Below are 19,179 nucleotides of genomic sequence, written 5' to 3'. Positions count from 1 at the left end.
ACGGCGCGAGAAATGCAGAGGGAGTCGCAGGCACAGGCCCGCGGCTCCCTCTTTGCGCATGCAGTCGGTCGGTGGCATCACTCACGACCAGCCATCGTCACCCACTCGCCAACAACCGCAAATTCCTAGGAAAACGCCGTTATCCGCATTTAACGGATAGCAATAACGTCATTTTCCTAGGAATCTGTGAAGGGAGCAGACAAGCGGGCGCCGGGCCCTAGCGCGTAAACGGGAACTCGCCACGGGCAAGGGCCAGTACCGCGTCGGCCACGGCCTCGTCGGCGCACGGGCCGATGTGCCAACGGGCGGCGGCCGCAGCGGCAGGCGTCGCGTTCGCCACGGCCACGGAGTTCTTCACGGCCTCGAGCATCGTCAGGTCGTTCTCGGCATCGCCAAAGACAAAGACGTCGTCCTCAGAGATACCCAGGTAATCGCGCAGGTAGAGGGAGGCAGCGCCCTTGTTCCAGCCCGCCGGCATGATGTTGGTGAAGCCTACCTGCGGCACGTCGAAGTCAAGCTCGCCCACCTCGGCAGAAAGCGTGTGCGCAAGCTCGTAGGTGGCATCGAGGTCGCCCGCCACGAAGGCGTTGACCTTCACCACGTCATGGGCGGGCAGCTCGGACGGCGTGCAGATCTTGCCATAGGAGGGAAACGCCACGAGCAGGTCGTCACGCGTGCCGCGGCACAGCATCGGCTGGGCGTCCTCGAAGTAGACGAGACCAGCATGCTCGACGTCCTCCACGACCTGCGCCATGCGGGCCACGAGCTCGACGGGAATCGTCTTCTCGAGGATCTTCTCGCCCGCGTGGTAGACCTGCAGGCCGTTGGTAGCGATGCAGGTCGAGACGCACGCGTCGTCGTTGTCGAACAGGATCTTTGCCCATGATGCGGAGCGGCCCGTGCAGGGACCCACGGCGTGCCCCGCCGCCGCGGCCGCGCGCAGGGCGGAACGCGTGTGCTCGGGCACGACCTGCTCGCCAAACGGCAGGACGGTGCGGTCGATGTCGGTGAGGATGAGCCTCATGGGTGCCTCCTAGACAAAGAAGGCCGCGCCCCACGCCGGGACGCGGCCACGAATGCGTTCGGGCTACAGCGACTCGATGACCTTGACCACCTCGTCGACGTACTTCTCGCAGATGGCGGGCGTCGCGGCCTCGACCATCACGCGAACCAGTGGCTCGGTGCCGCTCGCGCGAACCAGCGCGCGGCCCTCGCCCTCGAGCGCCGTCTCGACGCCGGCCACGGCGGCCTTGACGCGCTCGTCGGCCATGACGGTCTCCTTGTCGGCCACCACGACGTTCTTGAGCAGCTGCGGATAGATCGTGACCGGCTCGCAGAGCTCGGAGAGGGTCTTCTTCTGGCCCAGCATGGCCTCGATGATGCGCAGGCTCGTGTTGATGCCGTCGCCGGTGTTGCTGTACTTGGAGAAGATCACGTGGCCGCTCTGCTCGCCGCCCAGCGAATAGCCATTCTCGACCATGCAGGCCGAGACGTACTTGTCTCCCACGGCGGTCTGCTCGTACTTGAGACCGGCGCGCTCGAGAGCCTTGTACAGGCCCAGGTTGCTCATGACCGTGGTGACCACGGTGTCGCCCTTGAGCTGGCCGATCTTGTGCAGGTAGGTGCCGCAGGCGTACATGATGAGGTCGCCGTCGACCACGTTGCCGTGCTCGTCGACCGCGATGCAGCGGTCCGCGTCTCCGTCGAAGGCAAAGCCCACGTCGAGGCCCTTCTCGCTCACGAGGTTCTGGAGCTGCTCGATGTGGGTCGAGCCGCAGCCGCGGTTGATGTTGAAGCCGTTGGGCTCGTTGGACACCACGTAGGTCTTGGCGCCCAGCGCGTCGAACACGCCCTTGGCAATGGGCGTCGACGAGCCGTTGGCGCAATCGAGGCCGATGCGCATGCCGTGCATCGAGAAGCTCGCCGAGGAGATGAGGAAGCCGATGTAGCGGTTGCGGCCCTCGACATAGTCAATCGTACGGCCGATGTCCTCGCCCGTGGCCAGGGGCACGTCCATCTTGCCGTCGATGTAGTCCTCGACCATCTCGAGGACCTCGGGCTCCATCTTGTAGCCGCCCGAGTTGATGAGCTTGATGCCGTTGTCGGTATAGGGGTTGTGGCTGGCCGTGATCATGATGCCGCAGTCGAAGTCCTCGCTGCGCACGACGTAGCTCACCGACGGGGTGGTGGTGACATGGAGCAGGTAGGCGTCGGCACCGGAGGCCACGAGGCCCGCGCCCAGCGCGTACTCGAACATGTAGCTGGAGCGACGCGTGTCCTTGCCGATGACGACCTTGGCCTTGCGGCCCTCGCGCAGGCCATAGTACCAGCCCACGAAGCGGCCGATGGCGAAGGCGTGGTCAACCGTGAGGCCCTCGTTGGCGCGGCCCCTGAAGCCGTCGGTTCCGAAGTACTTCATGAAGTTCTCCTCAGTCTTGTGCGAGCAGCGTCGGGGATGACGCATCAGGGCGCGTCCGGGACACGCCGAGAAGTCCTAATAATTATGCAACTCATGGCACGGCGCTCCCCCGCCCTGACAGAAAACGCAGAGCCAGGGGCGCGGGCGGGCGTCATGTTTTTTTGGGACGAGAAGGACGGACGCGAAGGTCTGGCTTGGGTGAGGTGGGACGGTCGCGCGGGTCTGGGCCCGCGGTCGCCGCCCCATCCCGCAGGCCCGCGTAGCGAGTACACTCGACTCATCCAACCACCAAGGAGGAGACCATGCCCATCATCGAAGAGGACCTGCGCAAGCTTGACTCTCTGCAGGCCCACCTGTTTGCCCACCGCCACGCCACGACCTCGATCATGTTCGCAGGCGAGACCTGCGACCCCGAGGAGGCCGCGAGTCCGCGCGCCGAGGCACTGGCCACCCTCGAGGAGGAGGTCCACGAGCTTCTGTGCTGCGAGAAGACCGGCCAGGTGCTCGACCGCTTGGGCCAGGCTGCGGCGGCAGGCGAGCTCGACGAGACCCGCACCGCGCAGGTGCGCGTGCTCGCGCGCGAGCGATCCGAGCGCGTCGACGTGCCCGCAGACGTCCAGGCCGGCTTCGCGAAGCTGTGCTGCGAGGCCCAAAGCGTCTGGACCCGCGCTAAGGGCGCCAACGACTGGACGAGCTTTGCGCCCTACCTCGACCAGATGGTGAGCTCCATGCGCACCATCGCCAAGCTGCGCGCGCCCGAGGCAGACCCCTATGACACCTGGCTCGACGCCTACGAGCGCGGCACCTCCCGCGCCTTCTACAACCGGTTCTTTGCCGAGGTCAAGAACTGCGTCGTGCCGCTCGTGGCCGCCATTCGCGAGCGCGGCTGGCAGCCCAGCCGCGGCTGCATCGAGGGCACGTTCGACCACGACACCCAGATGGAGCTCGCACGCGACCTGCTCCGCGTCGAGGGCCTGCGCGCCAGCGCCCTCACCCTGTCGGAGACCGAGCACCCCTTCACCGACTCGGTCTGCAGCCGCCACGCCTACATCGCCACGCACGTCTACGAGGACGACGTCATCAGCAACGTCTACTCGATGCTTCACGAGGGCGGCCACGCGATGTACGAGCAGAACATCGACCCTGCCTACGACCGCACGATCTTGAACGGTGGCGTCTCGAGCGGCGTGCACGAGAGCCAGAGCCGCTTCTTCGAGAACTACGTGGGCCGCTCCGAGGCCTTTGCGCCTGTGCTTCTCGACACCCTGCGCCGCCACTTCCCGGGCCGCTTCGACGGCGTGAGCGCGCGTGACCTCTACCTCGCCACGAACCGCGCCGAGCCGGGCCTCGTGCGCACCGAGGCCGACGAGCTCACCTACCCGCTCCACATCATCATTCGCTACGAGATCGAGCAGCTGCTCTTCGACGGCAAGGCCACCGCGGCCGACGTCCCCGCCCTGTGGAACGAGCGCTACCGCAGCTACCTGGGCCTCGAGGTACCGAGCGACACCCTGGGGTGCCTGCAGGACGTCCACTGGTCCTGTGGCGACATGGGCTACTTCCCCACCTACGCGCTGGGCGGCGCCTATGGCGCGCAGCTGCTCGACGCCATGCGCGCGAGCGGCGTCGACTTCGAGGGTGCGTGCGCGAGCGGCGACCTCGAGCCCATACGCGCGTGGCTGCGCGAACGTGTCTGGCGCCACGGTCGCACCATCGACCCGATACCTCTCATCGAGGCGGCGTGCGGCGGGCCCATCGACGCGAGCCACTACACGCGCTACCTCACCGAGAAGTTCAGCGCCATCTACAACCTCTAGGAGGCACCGTGCGAGCACTTATCCAGCGCGTGAGGCATGCGAGCGTCACGGTGGAGGGTGAGGTCACGGGCAGTTGCGGCAAGGGGCTGCTCGTGCTGCTTGGCGTGGGCCATAGCGACGACGAGGCCGTGGCAGACAAGCTGTGGGACAAGATCTTGGGCCTGCGCATCTTCGAGGATGAGGCGGGCAAGACCAACCTGTCGCTTGCGAGCGTGGGTGGCGAGGCGCTCATCGTGAGCCAGTTCACGCTCTACGCCAACTGCAGGCGCGGGCGCAGGCCGTCGTTTACCGACGCGGCGGCGCCCGACGTGGCAAGCACCCTCTACGAGCACCTCTGCGAGCGTGCCGAGCAGAGCCTGGGCGCCGGGCACGTGGGCCGCGGCGTCTTTGGCGCAATGATGGACGTTGCGCTCGTGAACGACGGTCCCTTCACCATCTGGCTCGACACCGACGAGCTGTAAGACAAGGCGGGCGCGAGGAGTGAGTTCCTCGCGCCCGCCTCGTTGTTTGCTGGTTGGTTATGTCCCGCGATGCTACTCGGCAGACGGCGCCTCGGGCTTGCCGCCCTGCTCGCCACCGTTGCCACCACCGCGGCGGTGCCTGCGGCGACGGCGCTTGGGCGCGCCCTCGCCCGCGCTCGCGTTGCCCTCGGCCGGGGCGCCGCCGCCCTCGGAGGCCATGTGCTTGGGCTTCTGCCTGGGCTTGCGCTGCTCGCCCGCCTCGTCGCGACGCTGCTGCTGGGCCTGGGCGGCCGCACCACCCTTGTCACCCGGGCGACGGCGGCGACGCCTCGAGCTGCGCTGCTCGCCGCCCTCGGCCTGCTCCTGCTTGGCCCGTTGCTCGCGCTGGGGCCGCTGAGACTGCTCACCCTCGCCCTTCTGCACGTTGTGGCGACGCTCGCGGCGGCTCGTGGGCTGCTGCTCCTCGCGCTGCTCGCCCGCCTCCTGCTCGCTGTGATGACGACGCCTCGAGCGTCTGCCCTCACCAGGCGCGCTCTTCTTGGCAGAGGCGGAGTCGGACTGGCCCGGAAGGCTCTGGGCGTCCTCGACGGCAACCTCGACGGTCTTGTGCCTGCGGCGACGCCTCGTGGTCTCGCCCTCGGCAGACGGCGCCTGCGCGGTCTCGGCGGCCTCGGAGCGGCCGCCCTTGTTGCCGCCCTTGTTGCGGCGGCGACGGCCCGAGCGGCCCTCGGTCACGAAGAGGTCCTCGGCGGCCACTGTCTCCTCGGGAATCAGGCCGTTCTTGCGGTCGATCTCCTCGAGCGCGGCACGGACCTCGGGACTCGCGAGGCGGTCCATCGTGGAGCGCAGCACCGTGTCGGGGCGGCACGGGCAGCCCAGCTCCTCGCTCTTCTTCTTGGCGGCATCGCTCGCCTCCATCTCGGCGAGCGGCACGCGGATCTGCTTGCCGTTCTCGAGGCGCAGGGCCAGCTGCTCCTTGGGCGTGTCGTACTCGACGATCTTGGCGGTGCCCAGCGGCGTCTGGATCACGGCGTTCTTCTTGGGCGCGCGCTGCTTGAAGTCGCGGTAGGCCTCGAACTCATAGCGCAGGCAGCACATGAGGCGCCCGCACGCGCCGCTGATCTTGTTGGAGTTGAGCGGCAAGTCCTGCTCCTTAGCCATGCGAATCGAGACGGGCTCGAAGCCACTGCCAAAGCGCGTGCAGCACAGCTCCTGGCCGCAGTGGCCAAAGCCACCCATGAGGGCGGCCTCCTCGCGCACGCCGATCTGGCGCATGTCAACGCGCTCATGCAACTCGCGCGAGAGGTCGCGGACGAGCTGGCGGAAGTCGATGCGATCGTCGGCGGAGAAGTAGCACACGACCTTCTCGCCGCCAAAGAGGTACTCGACGGCAACGGGCTTCATGTCGAGGCCGCTCTTGGAGACGAGGCGGCGGAACGTCGGGAAGGCGCGGTCGCTGCGCTCGGCAAGCTTGTCGGCGCGGTCGTAGTCCTCGTCGGTTGCCACGCGAATGACGCTCTTGAGCTTGGCGCCGTCGGTCTTGCGGTTGTACTCGGCTTGGTCGACCTCGAACGGGTCGCCCGTGGCCAGACCCATTTCGGTTCCGCGCTCGGTGGCGCAGATCACGTGGTCGCCCTCGACGGCGTCGGTGCCGGCAGGGTCAAACCACAGGTCGCGCGCGGCGTAGGCAAACTTCACCGGAATGACGGTGGGCATAGTGCCTCCTTGCAGGTGCACAGCATGGTCTCGAAGACCAGCTGGGGGGATACGTTATGGGCGAGGTCGTCATTGGCCTGGTCTACGGCACGCAGGGCCGCGAGCACGCCAGCGCTCGTCGCCCGAGAGGCGAGGCGCTCGACGACATCGGTAGAGTCGGAGTTGACGACGGGCTCGTCCACGCCCTCGAGGCGCATGAGCACGTCGCGCAGCAGCGAGCTCGCCGCTGCTAGAAGTTCCATGATACCCGAACGCTCACGAGCCGTAAGCTCGCGCTTGTTGCGCTGCTCGATGAGCTTCTCGGCCTTGGTGGAGAGGTAGTCGGCGCCGCGCTCGAGCTCCTCGGCCTGGCGGCTCTTCACGTCGTCGAGCGGAGCCTGGGCGGCCAAGGTGAGGTCGCGGGCCGCGCAGAGCACATCCCAGGCGTCGTCGCGGGCGAGACCGTCGAGCGTGCGCACCATGAGCAGGCGGGCGTCGCGACGCTTGTGCGAGGCGATGAACTCGACTGCGCGCTGCGGCGTCATCGTGACGTCGAGGGCGATGCGCGCGATGGCGTCACCCGCCCCAACGCCGCTCGCCTCGGCCACGCGGCGTGCCGCCTCGGCGGGGTTGCTCAGGCGAAACGGCACGAGCTGGCAGCGCGAGACGATCGTGGGCAGCACGGCGTCGGTCGCGCGGGCCATCAGCACGAACACGACGCCCTCGGGAGGCTCCTCGATGGTCTTGAGCAGGGCGTTTGCCGAGGAGTCGCGCAGGGTGTCCACGCGGTCGAGGATGTAGACCTTGGAGGAGGCGCGCACGGGCGACAACGAGACGTCAGCGATGAGGTTGCGCACCTGCTCCACGACGTAGCCGCTTGCGCCCTCGGGCTCGATCCAGTGCACGTCGGGGTGGGTGCGGTGCGCCACGCGGATGCACTCGTCGCAGGCGTCGCAGCCGCCCTGCTCGCAGATGACGCACTGGGCAAGCGCCAGGGCGGCGTCCTGCTGGCCGCTGCCGGGGGCGCCCACGAACAGATAGGCGTGGCTGAACTTGCGCGAGCTCGCCACCGCGGCAAAGAAGTCGCGGACGCGCGGCTGGCCCGCAATGCGGTCGAGAGCTCGCGGCACCTCCCGCGTCGCCGTCTCTCGCACGCTACTCATAGGCCGCGCCAGTCCCCGCGGCCACGAGCTCGGCGTCAATGCGCACGGCCACCTCGTCTGCCGTGCCCATCGCGTCGACAAGCCTCACGCGGGCGGGCTCGCGCTCGGCGAGCGCACGGTAGTCCTCACACACGCGCTGCTGGAAGGCAAGGCCCTCGGCCTCCATGCGGTCGTGCTCGCCGCGGCCCTCGGCGCGCATGAAGGCGCACTCGGGTTCCATGTCGAGCACGATGGTGATGTCGGGCACAACGCCGCAGCTACCCAGCTCGTTCGCACGGGTCACGAGGGCGTCGTCCATGCCGCGGGCGCCGGCCTGGTAGGCGTGGGTCGAGTCGTAGAAGCGGTCGCACACGACGGTGGCCCCGCGCTCGAGGGCAGGCTCGATGACCTCGCACACGAGCTGGGCGCGAGCCGCCTCGAACAGGAGCAGCTCGCACTCGGGGGCCATCTCGGCGTTGGCGCGGTCGAGGATGAGCGAGCGGATCTTCTCGGAGATGGGGGTGCCGCCCGGCTCGCGCAGGCTCACGACCTCGGCGCCGGCCGCGCGCAGGCGCTCGACCAGCATCAACACCTGGGTCGACTTGCCCGCCCCATCGACGCCCTCGAGCGTGATGAACGTACCGCGACGCGCCATATGACCTCCCCAATCATCTCTTTGACCAGTTCTTCTATCCTACTCGCCCCCAGGCAGGCAGGGCTTCAGGCACCCAAAGACCGAATGGGGATGACATAAACGCCATCAGGCAGCTGGTAGGCAACCTCAGCAAACTCGCTGGTAAACTGCGCGCCATCACATAATACGATTGTCTACGCACACAAAATCCGAATGGTGACGTACACAAAATACGAATGCAGAAGCACCCAAAATACGAATAGAGGCCTGTGCCAGCTAGCTGGCACAGGCCTACAGTCAAAGCAGCTGGGCGCCAAAAGCCGCGACTGCCGCGAGAAACCCTACCTCACGGCCTTGTGGGCGGCGACGATCTGGTCGATGACCTGCAGCACGCCACGCTCCTCGTTGCTGGGGGCCACGAGGTTCGCGTGGCGCCGCATCTCGGGCACGGCATTGGCCATCATGTAGCCAAAGCCCACGTTCTCGAGCATCGTGGCGTCGTTGGGCGCGTCGCCAAAGGCGGCCATCTCGTCCGCGCCAATGCCCGTGAGCTCAGAGATCTTGTTGATGGCCGTGCCCTTGCTCACGCCGTCAGGCACGATGTCGACCCACATGATGCCACCGCAGGCATAGGAGAACTCGTCGCCGATCTCGGCACGGTAGGAGTCGATCTTGTCCATCGCGTCGTTGTTGGGAAAGAGCACCGTGTACTTGTCGGCCTCGACGTCGAGTGTCGTGAGGTCGTCGACGAAGGTGCACTTGCTGTAGAAGTTGCGAATGAAGTCCTCCCAGGCGAGCGCGCGCCTGTCGACGTAGCAGCCCTCAATGCCGCAGACAAAACCAAAGTCGCCGCGCTCGCGCGTCACGCAGGCCATGCGGCGGTAGTCCTCGACCTTGAGGTTGGTCTGGAAGAGCAGCTTGCCACGGTCGAAGACGAGGCCGCCGTTGTCGGCGATGACCATCATCTTGTCGAAGAGCGGCCCCAGGTTGTCGCGCAGGGTGTACATGGGCCTGCCGCTCGCCACGGCAAGCTCGGCCCCCACGCTCTCGAGCGCGTCAATGCGCTCCTCGAGGCCATCGGGAATGGTGTTGTCCTCGAGCAGCAGCGACCCGTCCATGTCGGTCAGGACGAGACGGACGTTCTCGAGGCCCTCTGGCTGCGGACTAGACTCGAACATGCTTCCCCCTACTCGGCCGCCTCTCCGGACTTCTTCGAGGTGGCACGCTTGGTCGTCTTCTTGGTGGTTGTCTTCTTGATGGTGGACTTGGCGGCGGTCTTCGCGGCCGTCTTGGCCCCACCTCTCGTGGCGCCGGCGCGGACGCGCGCGGGCGTCTTGCGCTCGTTGGTGGGGCAGTCCATGTTCACGCACTTCTTCCACGGGCCGCGGGCCGTCTCAACGATGATCATGGGCGCGCCGCACTCGGGGCACGTCTCGTCGGTGGCGGTGAGCTTACCGCGCGCAGGCAGCGGGTAGCTCACGCCGCAGTCGTCGTAGTTGGTGCAACGGATGAAGCGCTTGCCCGAGCGCTCTGACTTGTGCGCGATGAGATCGCCATGACGGCCCGCCTCGGCGCACACCTTGCACTCGCCCACCTTGAGGTCGGGCTCGTAGTTGGTGGGGCACTTGGGGTTGACGCACATCTCGTAGGCCTTGGCGCGGAACGGCTTGCACTTGATGCGCGGCGCGCCGCACTCGGGGCACACGCCGGCCTCGCCCTCGATGGCCTCGTAACGCACGCCGCTCGGCAGCGGATAGGTCACGTCGCAGTCGGGCCAGCCCATGCAGCCCACGAAGCTGCCGCGGGTCTTGGCGCTCGACTTCACCACGAGGTCCTTGCCGCACTTGGGGCAGGTGCCCACGCGGGCGTCGGCCGTAACGGCATCGGCGATGGCCTCGCCCAGGTCGTCCTTGTGCTCGATGAGGGCGTCGAGCATGCCGGCGAGCAGCGCGCGGGAGTGGTAGACCACCTGGTCCTGGGAGTCCTGGCCCTGGGCCACCTTGGTCATGTCCTGCTCGAGCTCGCTGGTCATCTCGGCCGAGGTGATGCGCGGCGCGTAGGTGTGCAGGGCGTCGATGATGGCCATGCCCAGCTGGCTGGGCTCGACGGGGTCGTTCTTGAGGTACTTGACCGTGTAGAGGCGCTCGATGATGCTCGCGCGCGTCGACTTGGTGCCAAGACCGCGCTTCTCCATCTCCTGGATCAGCTTGCCCTGGCTGTAGCGCGCGGGAGGCTCGGTCTGCTTGGCCTCGAGCTTGAGGTCGGCCACGTCGACCTTATCGCCCTCAGACAGGGAGGGCAGCTGGTCGTCGCGCTTGAGGCCAAACGGGTAGATGGCACGGAACCCTGGCACCTTGAGCACGTCGCCCGAGGCGGAGAAGGGCTCGCCCGCGATGTCGATCGAAAGCTTGGTGCCCTCGATGGTCGCAGAGTCGGAGAGCGTGGCGAGGAAGCGCCGCGCGATGAGGTTGTAGAGCTTCCACTCAGCGGGCTGCATCTTGTCCGGCGAGCCCACGCCCGTGGGGTAGATGGGCGGGTGATCGGTGTCGAACTGCTTGCCGCGCGTGGCATGGAGCTCGGGGGCGGCCACGAGCTTATTCACGTAGGGCGCGTACTGCGGCACGCCAGCGAGCATCTTGGCCGTGGCGCGCAGGTCGAGCGAGTCGGGGTAGACCGTGTTGTCGACGCGTGGGTACGAGATGAGACCGTCCATGTAGAGGCTCTCGGCAAGGCGCATCGTGCGGGCAGGCGAGAGGCCCTCCGCGGCGGCTGCGGCCTGCAGGCTCGTGGTGTTGAACGGCGCGGGCGGGCGCTGGGTGCGCGAGCGCTTGGTCACCGCGGTGACGGTGCCCTCGGTGGCACCATCGACGTGGCCAAAGGCCGTGGCGGCGGCATCGTGGTCGGTGAAGCGGCCCTGCGCGTGGGCAATCCTGAAGGCGGCGTCGTCGAGCTCGCCGGGACCGGCGGCACGGCCGTTGATGACCCAGTAGTCCTGCGGCACGAAGGCGAGGCGCTCGCGCTCGCGCTCCACCACGAGGGCGAGTGTGGGCGTCTGCACGCGGCCGGCGCTGCGGACGTTGCCAAAGCCTCCGAAGCGCGCCATCGTGAGGTAGCGCGTGAGGGCGGCGCCCCAGATGAGGTCGATGTACTGGCGGCTCTCGCCGGCGTCGGCCAGGTTCTGATCGAGGTCGACGAGGTTGGCGAAGGCATGCTCGATCTCGGCGCGGGTGTAGGCGGAGTAGCGGGCACGCGAGACGGGCACGCCGGGGTTGACCTCGAGCACCTGGGCCAGCGCGTCGGAGCCGATGAGCTCGCCCTCGCGGTCGAAGTCCGTGCCAATGACAACCGAGTCGGCTTTCTTGGCGAGGTTCTTCAGCGAGCGGATGATGCCCTTCTCGGCGGGAAGCTTCTCGACGGGCGCCCACACAAGGTAGGGCAGGCTCGGGACCTTCCAGCCCTTGATGTCGACGCCGTCCTCGAGGAACGGCTTCTTCTTTTTGAACGGAGGACGGGGCAGGCCGTCGGGGACGTCGGCGGGAAGGACCTCGCCCTCGGCCGAGACGGCATACCAGCCCTGGCTGTCGCTGAACTTGAGCTCGGTGGGAAAGTCCGGCGCCAGGATGTGACCGCGCAGGCCAATCGTGACCCACTCCTCGCCGCCGCGCGTAAAGCGGTAGACGGGAGTGTCGTAGACCTTGTCCTTCTTGGGCTTACCAGCCTCTGAGAGCAGGGCCGCGATCTTCTCGGCGGCATCGTTCTTCTCGGTGATGACGAGCTTCATGCGTTAATCCTCGTTGAACTTGTGCTCCTGGTACTCATCGCGCGACCACTTGAGCGACGCCTTGCCGTCGCGGGCCACGAGCACGCGGCGAGCCAGGAACAGGGAGGCCTCGTACAGCACGATGACCGCGGCGAACATCAGAAACATCGTGACGGGGCTTGCGTCGGGCGTCACGACGGCGCTGGCGACGAGCAGGCCAACGTAGATGAAGCGCCACTGCTCGCGCATGGTCTTGTAGGGCACGAGGTGGAAAATGAGCAGGTAGAAGATCACCAGGGGCAGCTCGAATGCGCAGCCAAAGCCAAGCTCGAGCAGGGTGATCATGTTGATGTAGTCCTCGGCGTTGGCGAAGGCGGCCGCGAAGTCGTTGGTCTGGTCGAGCATCCAGCCAAAGGTCGCCTGAAGGATTACCAGGTAGCAGAAGATCATGCCAAAGAAGAACAGAAAGACGAGGGCGGCCACCGTGGGGCCAACCCACTTCTGCTCGGAGGGCTTGAGCGCCGGCATGAAGAAGCCGAGCGTCTGGAAGATGATAATGGGGCAGCACACGATCACGGCAAAGAACATGGCCACCTTAAAGCGCAGGGTAAAGCCGCCGAGCGCCGTGGTGACGTAGAGCTTGCCGCCGTCGGGCATGAACTGGCGAATCGGGTCGATGAGAACCTGGATGAGCGTGGGCGTGGCCATGTAGACAACGACCGTCGTCACGAGCACGCACACGATGATGATGGTGAGGCGCCGCCTCAGCTCGCTCAGATGATCGAGCAGCGGCATTCTTGCGGGTCCGACGGGCATTATGCGTCCTCCTCGTCGTTGAGGTCGTCATCGTCATCATCGTCGTCGAGGCCATAGAGGGCTGCGACGGAGGTGGGGACGGGCTCAGGCTCGGGGTCTGCCTGCTCGGCCGGGGCGGCGTCGTCGTCGGCATCGGGGTCGGCCGGCGCTGCGGGGGCCTCACCGTCATCGGCCTTGGTGGCCTTCTCGGCAGCTGCAGCCTTCTCGGCGGCCAGGCGCGCGCGGCGCTCAGCGAAGGTCTCGGCCGGCTTGGCGGCTGCGACCTCCTCCTCGGTGAGGTCGGCGTCCTCCTCCTGGGCCTTGGCCGCGGCCTTGCCCATGGGCGAGTTGGCGGCGTCCTGGATGGGGTCGATGATCTCGGACTGGACGACCTTGGTCACGCCCTCCTGCGCGGTGCGGAACTGCCTGAGGGCGCGACCAATGGTGCGGCCCATGCCCGGCAGCTTGTCCGGGCCAAACAGCAGGAACGCAAACACGAGAATGAGTATGAACTCTGTATCTCCGATGCCGAACACGTAAGCCTCCTTGGGCGATTGCGCGCGCCTCGAGGGGTGCGCGCAAGTCTGCTAGTCCTGTACGTTCAGCGCTTTCTCAACGCCCAGAAGCCCCAGCACGCGGCGCACGTTGTGCTGCGGGTTGGCGACCTCGAAGCCGATGCCGTCCTCGCCCGCGCGGGTGGCGGCACCAACCAGCACGCCAATGCCAGTCGAGTCGATGTAGCTGGTCTCGGCAAGGTCGACCTCGACGCGGGCGGGCTTTGCGCCCAGTGCCTCGTCGACGGCCTCGCGGAGCTTGTCGGCGTTCGAGACGTCGACCTCGCCGGCGACGCTCACGAGGCGCGTCGCGTCGTTGGAAGTCGTGGTAATGGAAAGGTCCATGCCCATCCCCCCTTTGCTACTCGGCGTCTGCGGACGCGTCACCGGTGGTGGCGGCGTCGGCCGAGCTGGTGATTGACTGGAGCTGCGAGGTGACGTAGCTCTTCATGCCGTTCTCGTCGTTCGGGTCGACCTCGAGCGCCTTGTTGTAGGCGTCCTCGGCCTTGTTGGTGTCGCCTGTCTCCTGATAGATCATGCCGAGGTTGGCCCAGGCGGGCGCGTAGTCGGGCGTGGCGGCGACGAACTTCTCGAGCGCGGAGATGGCGCCGGCCGAGTCGCCCAGGTAGTACCGGCACAGCGCGCGATTCACGTGCGCGGCGGCGGCGTCGTTGCTCTCGAGGTAGGTGTCATAGTAGCCCTCGGCCTTCTGGAGAAGGTCGGTGACGTGGGCGTTCTCCTCGTCGGTGCTGGCGTAGTTCTTTGCCATATCGCCCCAGGTGAGGTAGGTGTTGGCGAGGTTGATGAGAGCCGCCGCGTCGTTGGGGTTGCTCTCGAGCTTGGCCTCGAGCGAGTCTGCCGTGGACTGGTAGCGACTGTCGAGCTGGTCCATGTAGGAGTTGGTCGTGGCCGCGGTCGCGCTCGTCTGCGCGGCATCCGTGCTCGAACTCGAGCTCGAGGCCTGCATGCCCGAGACAATCGCCGACAGCGACGGCAGCAGGATGGAGCCCACCATGATGATGGACACGAGAATGACGGCAACGAGCACCAGCGGGCGGCGGCTCGAGGGCTTGACTGTGCGGCTGGGCTCGGACTCCTCGCTGGCGTGGTGGCCGCGGCCTGTCGTCCCCAGGTCTACGCTCTCGGGCTTCTTCTCGACCTGCTCGTGCTTCTTCGATGCCATACGATCCTCCTGCCATAGCCTCGCGGGGCCACCTACATATATGTACGTCCCCGCGTCAACCCTAGGGCCAAGAAGGACACGTGCGGCTCATTCTACCCCAAGCCACCAAATTACCATCCCGCAAGGATAGCAGAGCGGGCGGCGACGCTGCGCGCGCCACCGCCCTCTCCTCGTCAAAGAACTGTCGAGCGCGGGGTCTTGCCCTCAAAGCCGCAGGGAACTGGGACAAAAAAGCTCCGGGCTATTTTGTCCCAGGGCGCTAGCGGGCGGCACGGGCAAGGCGTGCCGAGACGAGCTTCACGCAGGCGACGAACACGTCGAGCGCGGCGCCAAGGTTGTCGAGCGTGGGGTACGAGGGGGCAATGCGGATGTTGGTGTCGCGCGGGTCCTTGCCGTAGGGCCAGGTGGCGCCGGCACCGGTCATCTTGACGCCCAGATCTGCCGCCAGGGCAACGATCGCCTTGGCCGAGCCCTCGGGGCCGTCGAACGAGACGAAGTAGCCGCCCTTGGGGTGCGACCACGTGGCGCAGCCAAGCTCGCCCAGGCCCTCGGTGAGCTTGCGCTCCACCAGGTCAAAGCGGGGGCGAAGCACCTTGGCCTGCTCGGCCATGTGGGTGCGCACGGCGTCGGCGTTGGGCAGCCAGCGGGCGTGCATGAGCTGGGCGAGCTTGTCGGAGCACACGCGCTCCACGCCAAACCAGGCCCTGAGGTCAACGATGTCGGCGGCGCTCGCGGCCACGGCGGCGATGCCGCTGCCCGGGAAGGTCACCTTGCTGGTCGAGGCGAACTCATAGACGAGGTTATCGCCACCAGCCTCGGCCACGGCGCCAAAGACCTCGAGCAGCTCGTCGGGCTCGTCGGTGAGCTCGTGGACGATGTAGGCGTTGTCCCAGTAGATGCGGAAGTCGGGCGCGGCGGGCTTGAGCGCGGCCATGCGGCGCACGACCTCGTCGGAGAAGGTGATGCCCGTGGGGTTGGAGTACTTGGGCACGCACCAGATGCCCTTGACCGACGGGTCGCCCTCGACGAGGCGCCGGACCTCGTCCATGTCGGGGCCGTCCGGGCCCATGGCGACGGGCACGTTCTCAAAGCCCACGTTGGCCGTCACGCCAAAGTGGCGGTCGTAGCCGGGGCTCGGGCACAGCCACCTGAGCGTGCCGCGCGCGGCCTGCTGGCACTGCGGCTCGCAGCCGGCGACGCCCTTGACCCAGCCGTGGAGCACGGCGTCGTGCATGATGTTGAGGCTCGACGAGCCGCCCAACACGAGGTTTTCCGGGTTCACGCCCAAGATCTGGGCCATGAGGCGGCGGGCCGAGGGCACGCCGTCGGGGCAGCCGTAGTTGGCGGCGTCCACTCCATCGTCGGTGAGGTCGGAGGAGGAGGTCAGCACGTCGAGCATCGGGCGGGCCAAGTCGACCTGCTCGGGCGACGGCTTGCCGCGGGCCATGTCGAGCGCGAGGCCGCGGCTGCGCAGCTCCTCGACGTCGGCCTCGAGTCCCTTGATCTGCTCGTCCAGCTCCTCGGTGGTCATGCTCTCGTAGACGTTAGCCATGGTCGTCTCCATTCGCACATCTCAGGCGTCGGCGCGCCCCTGCACTGTGAGTATATGCGTTACCATGTGTCGCATGGATAAACCGCCCTACATTCCCAACTCAGACGAGTTTGGCGAGCTGCAGCGCTTCGTCGACTCGCTCTATGCCTCCGCCGAGTTTGTGGACAACCTCGACGCCCAGGTCATGGCCGAGACGTACGACCTCGACTACGACCTGCTCGAGATTGTCTCCTGCCTGCCCAGCGGCGTCTACGAGCGCGCCCGTCTCGCAGACCAGCTCAACTCGGCGCTGGCCGCCCACGGCTGGACCCAGCGCTTCGGCACGGTCGAGTAGCGCAAGAGGCACCGTCCCCGCGGACTGCGGCCCGCACCCGCCAACCAGGATGGGAACGCCATCCACGGCCCCGCGGCCGTCCGCGCCCGCCTGGCCAGCCCAGGCACACCAATCTGCATACACACAAAGACGCCCCGCCACGACCAATGCGTGACGGGGCGTCCCTTGTCTTGCAGCGCTACAGCATGCGCGAGAAGGTCGCGGCCGCCCTACTCCTCCACGGGATGCTCGGGACCCTCGGGCTTCTTGGTGGCAACGAGAATGAACACGCTGCCCACCACGGCCGCGACGACCGAGCCGGCGAGGATGGCGCACTTGGCGGCCAGCACCTCGCTCTCGACGGTGAAGGCCAGGCCCGCGATGAGTATCGACATCGTGAAGCCCAGGCCACCCATGAGGCCCACGCCCACGATCTGCTTCCAGTCGACACCGCGCGGCAGCTTGGCAAAGCCAATCTTCACTAGCATAAACGTCACGCCGATGATGCCGATGGGCTTGCCGAGAAAGGCGCCCAGGAACACGCCGCGGGTCACCGGGTCGGCGATGATGGCCGCGGGGTCCGCGCCCACGAGGCACACCTGGGCGTTCACGAAGGCAAAGAGCGGCAGCACGAAGAAGTTCACGAACACCGAGATGGCGTTCTCGACGCGCTCGAGCGGCGGGGTCACGTGATGCATGACCTGCTCGACGCCCTCGGCCGCAACCGTGAAGTCGTGCTGGCCCAGCACGTGGGACTCGGCATCGTAGGCGTCATCGAGCAGGTTGGCCTTGTCGGAGAGCCAGTCGCGCAGGGCATCGAGCTGGATGTCGGAGCGGGCCGGAAGGAACAGCGCGAGCACGACGCCCGCGAGCGTGGCGTGGATGCCCGAGTTGAACATGCACACCCACAGCACGAGGCCCACGAGGATGTACCAGCGCGAGCTGTAGACGTGGCAGTGATGCAGGGCCGCAAGCACCACGACGCAGCCAAGCGACGCGGCGAGCCACGGGATGCTCGGCGTCTGGCCGTAGAACACCGCGATCACGATGATGGCCAGGATGTCGTCTGCGATGGCGAGGGTCGAGAAGAACACCTTGGTGGCGGGCGCCACGCGGTCGCCCAGAAGCGACATGATGCCCAGCGCGAAGGCGATGTCGGTGGCCATCGGCACGGCCCAGCCGTGGGGCGCGCCGCCCTCGCCCAGGTTCAGCGCCATGTAGATGATCGACGGCACGGCCACGCCGCCCACGGCGGCGAGCATCGGCAGGGCCGCCTGGCGTGGGCGCCTCAGTTGGCCCACGGTCATCTCGTACTTGAGCTCGATGCCCACGAGCAGGAAGAAGATCGCCATGAGGAAGTCGTTGACGAACTGCTCGAGGGTGATCGTGGCAGACCAATCGCCGATGCCAAGCGTGAGGCCCGTCTCAAAGAAGTGGTGGACCGTCTCGTAGGCGGGGGTGTTGGCCACGATGACGGCGAGGATCGCCGCGAGCACCATGACCGCGGCGGCAATGGTGCCGTTCGACGTGATCTTGTGGCGCGAGTCTCGCTTCTCAATGCGCTGCGCCACCGCATCGACGCGGATGATCTCCTCGTCGATGACGGACTCTGGGGTCTGGGGCATGTCACATCCTTCTTCTGGGCGCGTGGCCCGAACGTGCGGGTTAGTGCCCGCGTCTCAAGAAGGCCGCCAGCGCATGCGCCGGCGGCCCAGTCTCAATCTATCTACCCGCACGGCCCCGCGTCCGGCGTCAGCCCAGCGTGCGCCCCACGGGAACTCCACGAGTCCCTACTCGGCGGCAGCCAGGATCGGAGCGGCGACCTGCTTCTTGCGGGAGAGGACGCCCGGCATCCAGACGCCGTCGTGCTCGTCGGCGATGCCCAGGCCCTTCTGGGCAACCTCGGTGGCACCCTCGAAGAGGACCTGCGAGCCCTCCTCCATGATGTCGGTGACGCACAGCACGATGCCGTCGGCGCCCTTCTCGGCCTGGTAGGCGCGCATGGCCTCACGGATCTCGTCGATCATGCCCAGGGCACGGGTCTTGTCGACGGTCTCGTACTGGCCGATGAGCAGCTGCTGGCCGCCCACCTCGAACAGCTTGATGTCGTTGCCCACCATCTCGGCGGCCGTGAAGGAGCCGGACGGACGGCTGAGGAAGACCTCCATGCCAAACTTGACCGGGTCGACGCCCACCTGCTCGCCCAGCTTGGCGGCCATGGCGCGGTCGACGTCGGTGGTGGTGGGGCTCTTGAGCATGAGCGTGTCGGTCATCATGGCCGAGAGCAGCAGCGTGGCCTGCTCGCGCGTGGGCTCAACGCCCAGGACCTCGAAGAGCTTGGCGACGATGGTGCAGCTGGAGCCCCAGGGCAGGGCGATGTAGTGCAGCGGAGCGGCCGTGGTGAAGCCGCCGATGCGGTGGTGGTCGACAACGCCGGTGACGACGGCGTTGGCGATGCCGTCGACGGTCTGGCCATCCTCGTTGTGGTCGGTGAGAACGACCTGCTGGGGCTCGTCGGCGGCCTCGATGACCTCGAGCAGCTCGGGCTCGGCCACGCCGTTGTCGGCGAGGAGCTTGGCAGACTCGGCGGGCAGCGAGCCCAGGCGGCGGGCAACGTAGGTGTTGCCGTCGTAGTTGACCTGGTTGAGCAGCTGCGACAGCACGACGGCCGACATGATGGCGTCGTTGTCGGGGTTCTTGTGACCAAAGACGTAGACCGTGCTCATGGACTCTCCTTCTATCCTTGCCCGCACCCTCGCGCGGACACCTGCGGACGCCTGCGCGCCCGGAATATGCACAACGTTTTTATTGTAACCGTGCCGCCTGCACACGCGCGCGACCGCGGCGCGTCCCT

At 67.0% G+C, this 19,179-nt stretch carries 17 protein-coding genes; 3 read left to right on the top strand and 14 right to left on the bottom strand.

Annotated features, from left to right (window positions below; translation table 11 throughout):
• Positions 1–217: 217 nt before the first annotated feature.
• The gene (locus tag Q3866_RS04085; RefSeq protein WP_301829811.1) at positions 218–1,024 is read right to left on the bottom strand and encodes an HAD family hydrolase; all 807 of its coding nucleotides are present in this window, start codon (positions 1,022–1,024) and stop codon (positions 218–220) included.
• Between the two features lie 63 nt (positions 1,025–1,087).
• Positions 1,088–2,419 carry a phosphoglucosamine mutase gene (glmM, locus tag Q3866_RS04080; protein ID WP_293826282.1) on the bottom strand — a complete coding sequence of 444 codons (1,332 nt, stop codon included), beginning with the start codon at positions 2,417–2,419 and terminating at the stop codon, positions 1,088–1,090.
• 302 nt (positions 2,420–2,721) lie between these two features.
• Between glmM and Q3866_RS04075 the strand changes: the two genes are divergently transcribed.
• The gene (locus Q3866_RS04075; protein ID WP_301829810.1) at positions 2,722–4,236 is read left to right on the top strand and encodes a carboxypeptidase M32; all 1,515 of its coding nucleotides are present in this window, start codon (positions 2,722–2,724) and stop codon (positions 4,234–4,236) included.
• A gap of 8 nt (positions 4,237–4,244) precedes the next feature.
• Entirely contained in the window at positions 4,245–4,697 is a 453-nt protein-coding gene (gene dtd / locus Q3866_RS04070; protein ID WP_301829809.1) for a D-aminoacyl-tRNA deacylase, read from the top strand.
• A 72-nt stretch (positions 4,698–4,769) separates the two neighbouring features.
• Here dtd and ricT read toward each other — a convergent pair whose 3' ends face one another.
• The 10 genes from ricT to Q3866_RS04020 form a co-directional block, all read right to left on the bottom strand.
• Entirely contained in the window at positions 4,770–6,413 is a 1,644-nt protein-coding gene (gene ricT / locus Q3866_RS04065) for a regulatory iron-sulfur-containing complex subunit RicT (RefSeq protein ID WP_301829807.1), read from the bottom strand.
• Positions 6,392–7,555, bottom strand: coding sequence for an ATP-binding protein (locus tag Q3866_RS04060; RefSeq protein ID WP_301829804.1), 1,164 nt, complete (start codon positions 7,553–7,555; stop codon positions 6,392–6,394). The genes ricT and Q3866_RS04060 overlap by 22 nt, the downstream gene beginning before the upstream one ends.
• On the bottom strand, positions 7,548–8,189 hold the full coding sequence (tmk, locus tag Q3866_RS04055) for a dTMP kinase (protein ID WP_301829803.1): 642 nt from the start codon (positions 8,187–8,189) through the stop codon (positions 7,548–7,550). Before tmk ends, Q3866_RS04060 begins: the two co-directional genes overlap by 8 nt.
• Before the next feature lie 320 nt (positions 8,190–8,509).
• A complete protein-coding gene (locus Q3866_RS04050) occupies positions 8,510–9,346 on the bottom strand; it encodes an HAD-IIB family hydrolase (RefSeq protein ID WP_301829802.1) in 837 nt (278 codons plus the stop codon).
• Positions 9,347–9,354: 8 nt separating this feature from the next.
• Positions 9,355–11,949 (bottom strand): DNA topoisomerase I, encoded by a 2,595-nt coding sequence (locus Q3866_RS04045; RefSeq protein ID WP_301829799.1) that lies wholly within the window; start codon positions 11,947–11,949, stop codon positions 9,355–9,357.
• A 3-nt stretch (positions 11,950–11,952) separates the two neighbouring features.
• Entirely contained in the window at positions 11,953–12,744 is a 792-nt protein-coding gene (tatC, locus tag Q3866_RS04040; RefSeq protein WP_301829797.1) for a twin-arginine translocase subunit TatC, read from the bottom strand.
• Positions 12,744–13,259, bottom strand: coding sequence for a twin-arginine translocase TatA/TatE family subunit (locus Q3866_RS04035; protein ID WP_301829796.1), 516 nt, complete (start codon positions 13,257–13,259; stop codon positions 12,744–12,746). Before Q3866_RS04035 ends, tatC begins: the two co-directional genes overlap by 1 nt.
• Positions 13,260–13,310: 51 nt before the next feature.
• Complete coding sequence (locus tag Q3866_RS04030; RefSeq protein WP_293673829.1) at positions 13,311–13,622, bottom strand: STAS domain-containing protein; 312 nt, start codon at positions 13,620–13,622, stop codon at positions 13,311–13,313.
• A gap of 16 nt (positions 13,623–13,638) precedes the next feature.
• Positions 13,639–14,460, bottom strand: coding sequence for a tetratricopeptide repeat protein (locus tag Q3866_RS04025; RefSeq protein ID WP_301829794.1), 822 nt, complete (start codon positions 14,458–14,460; stop codon positions 13,639–13,641).
• Positions 14,461–14,719: 259 nt separating this feature from the next.
• The gene (locus Q3866_RS04020) at positions 14,720–16,012 is read right to left on the bottom strand and encodes an aminotransferase class I/II-fold pyridoxal phosphate-dependent enzyme (RefSeq protein WP_301829792.1); all 1,293 of its coding nucleotides are present in this window, start codon (positions 16,010–16,012) and stop codon (positions 14,720–14,722) included.
• 73 nt (positions 16,013–16,085) lie between these two features.
• On the opposite strand from Q3866_RS04020, the gene Q3866_RS04015 reads away from it, so the two are divergent.
• Complete coding sequence (locus Q3866_RS04015) at positions 16,086–16,346, top strand: hypothetical protein (RefSeq protein WP_293673832.1); 261 nt, start codon at positions 16,086–16,088, stop codon at positions 16,344–16,346.
• Positions 16,347–16,555: 209 nt separating this feature from the next.
• Here Q3866_RS04015 and nhaA read toward each other — a convergent pair whose 3' ends face one another.
• Together nhaA and Q3866_RS04005 are read right to left on the bottom strand one after the other, a co-directional pair.
• Complete coding sequence (nhaA, locus tag Q3866_RS04010) at positions 16,556–17,950, bottom strand: Na+/H+ antiporter NhaA (RefSeq protein WP_301829790.1); 1,395 nt, start codon at positions 17,948–17,950, stop codon at positions 16,556–16,558.
• A gap of 165 nt (positions 17,951–18,115) precedes the next feature.
• Complete coding sequence (locus Q3866_RS04005) at positions 18,116–19,051, bottom strand: manganese-dependent inorganic pyrophosphatase (RefSeq protein WP_301829788.1); 936 nt, start codon at positions 19,049–19,051, stop codon at positions 18,116–18,118.
• Between the last annotated feature and the right edge of the window lie 128 nt (positions 19,052–19,179).

Source organism: uncultured Parolsenella sp., from assembly GCF_958346945.1.
GTDB lineage: Bacteria > Actinomycetota > Coriobacteriia > Coriobacteriales > Atopobiaceae > Parolsenella.
This window is presented reverse-complemented; position numbering and strand designations above follow the sequence as displayed.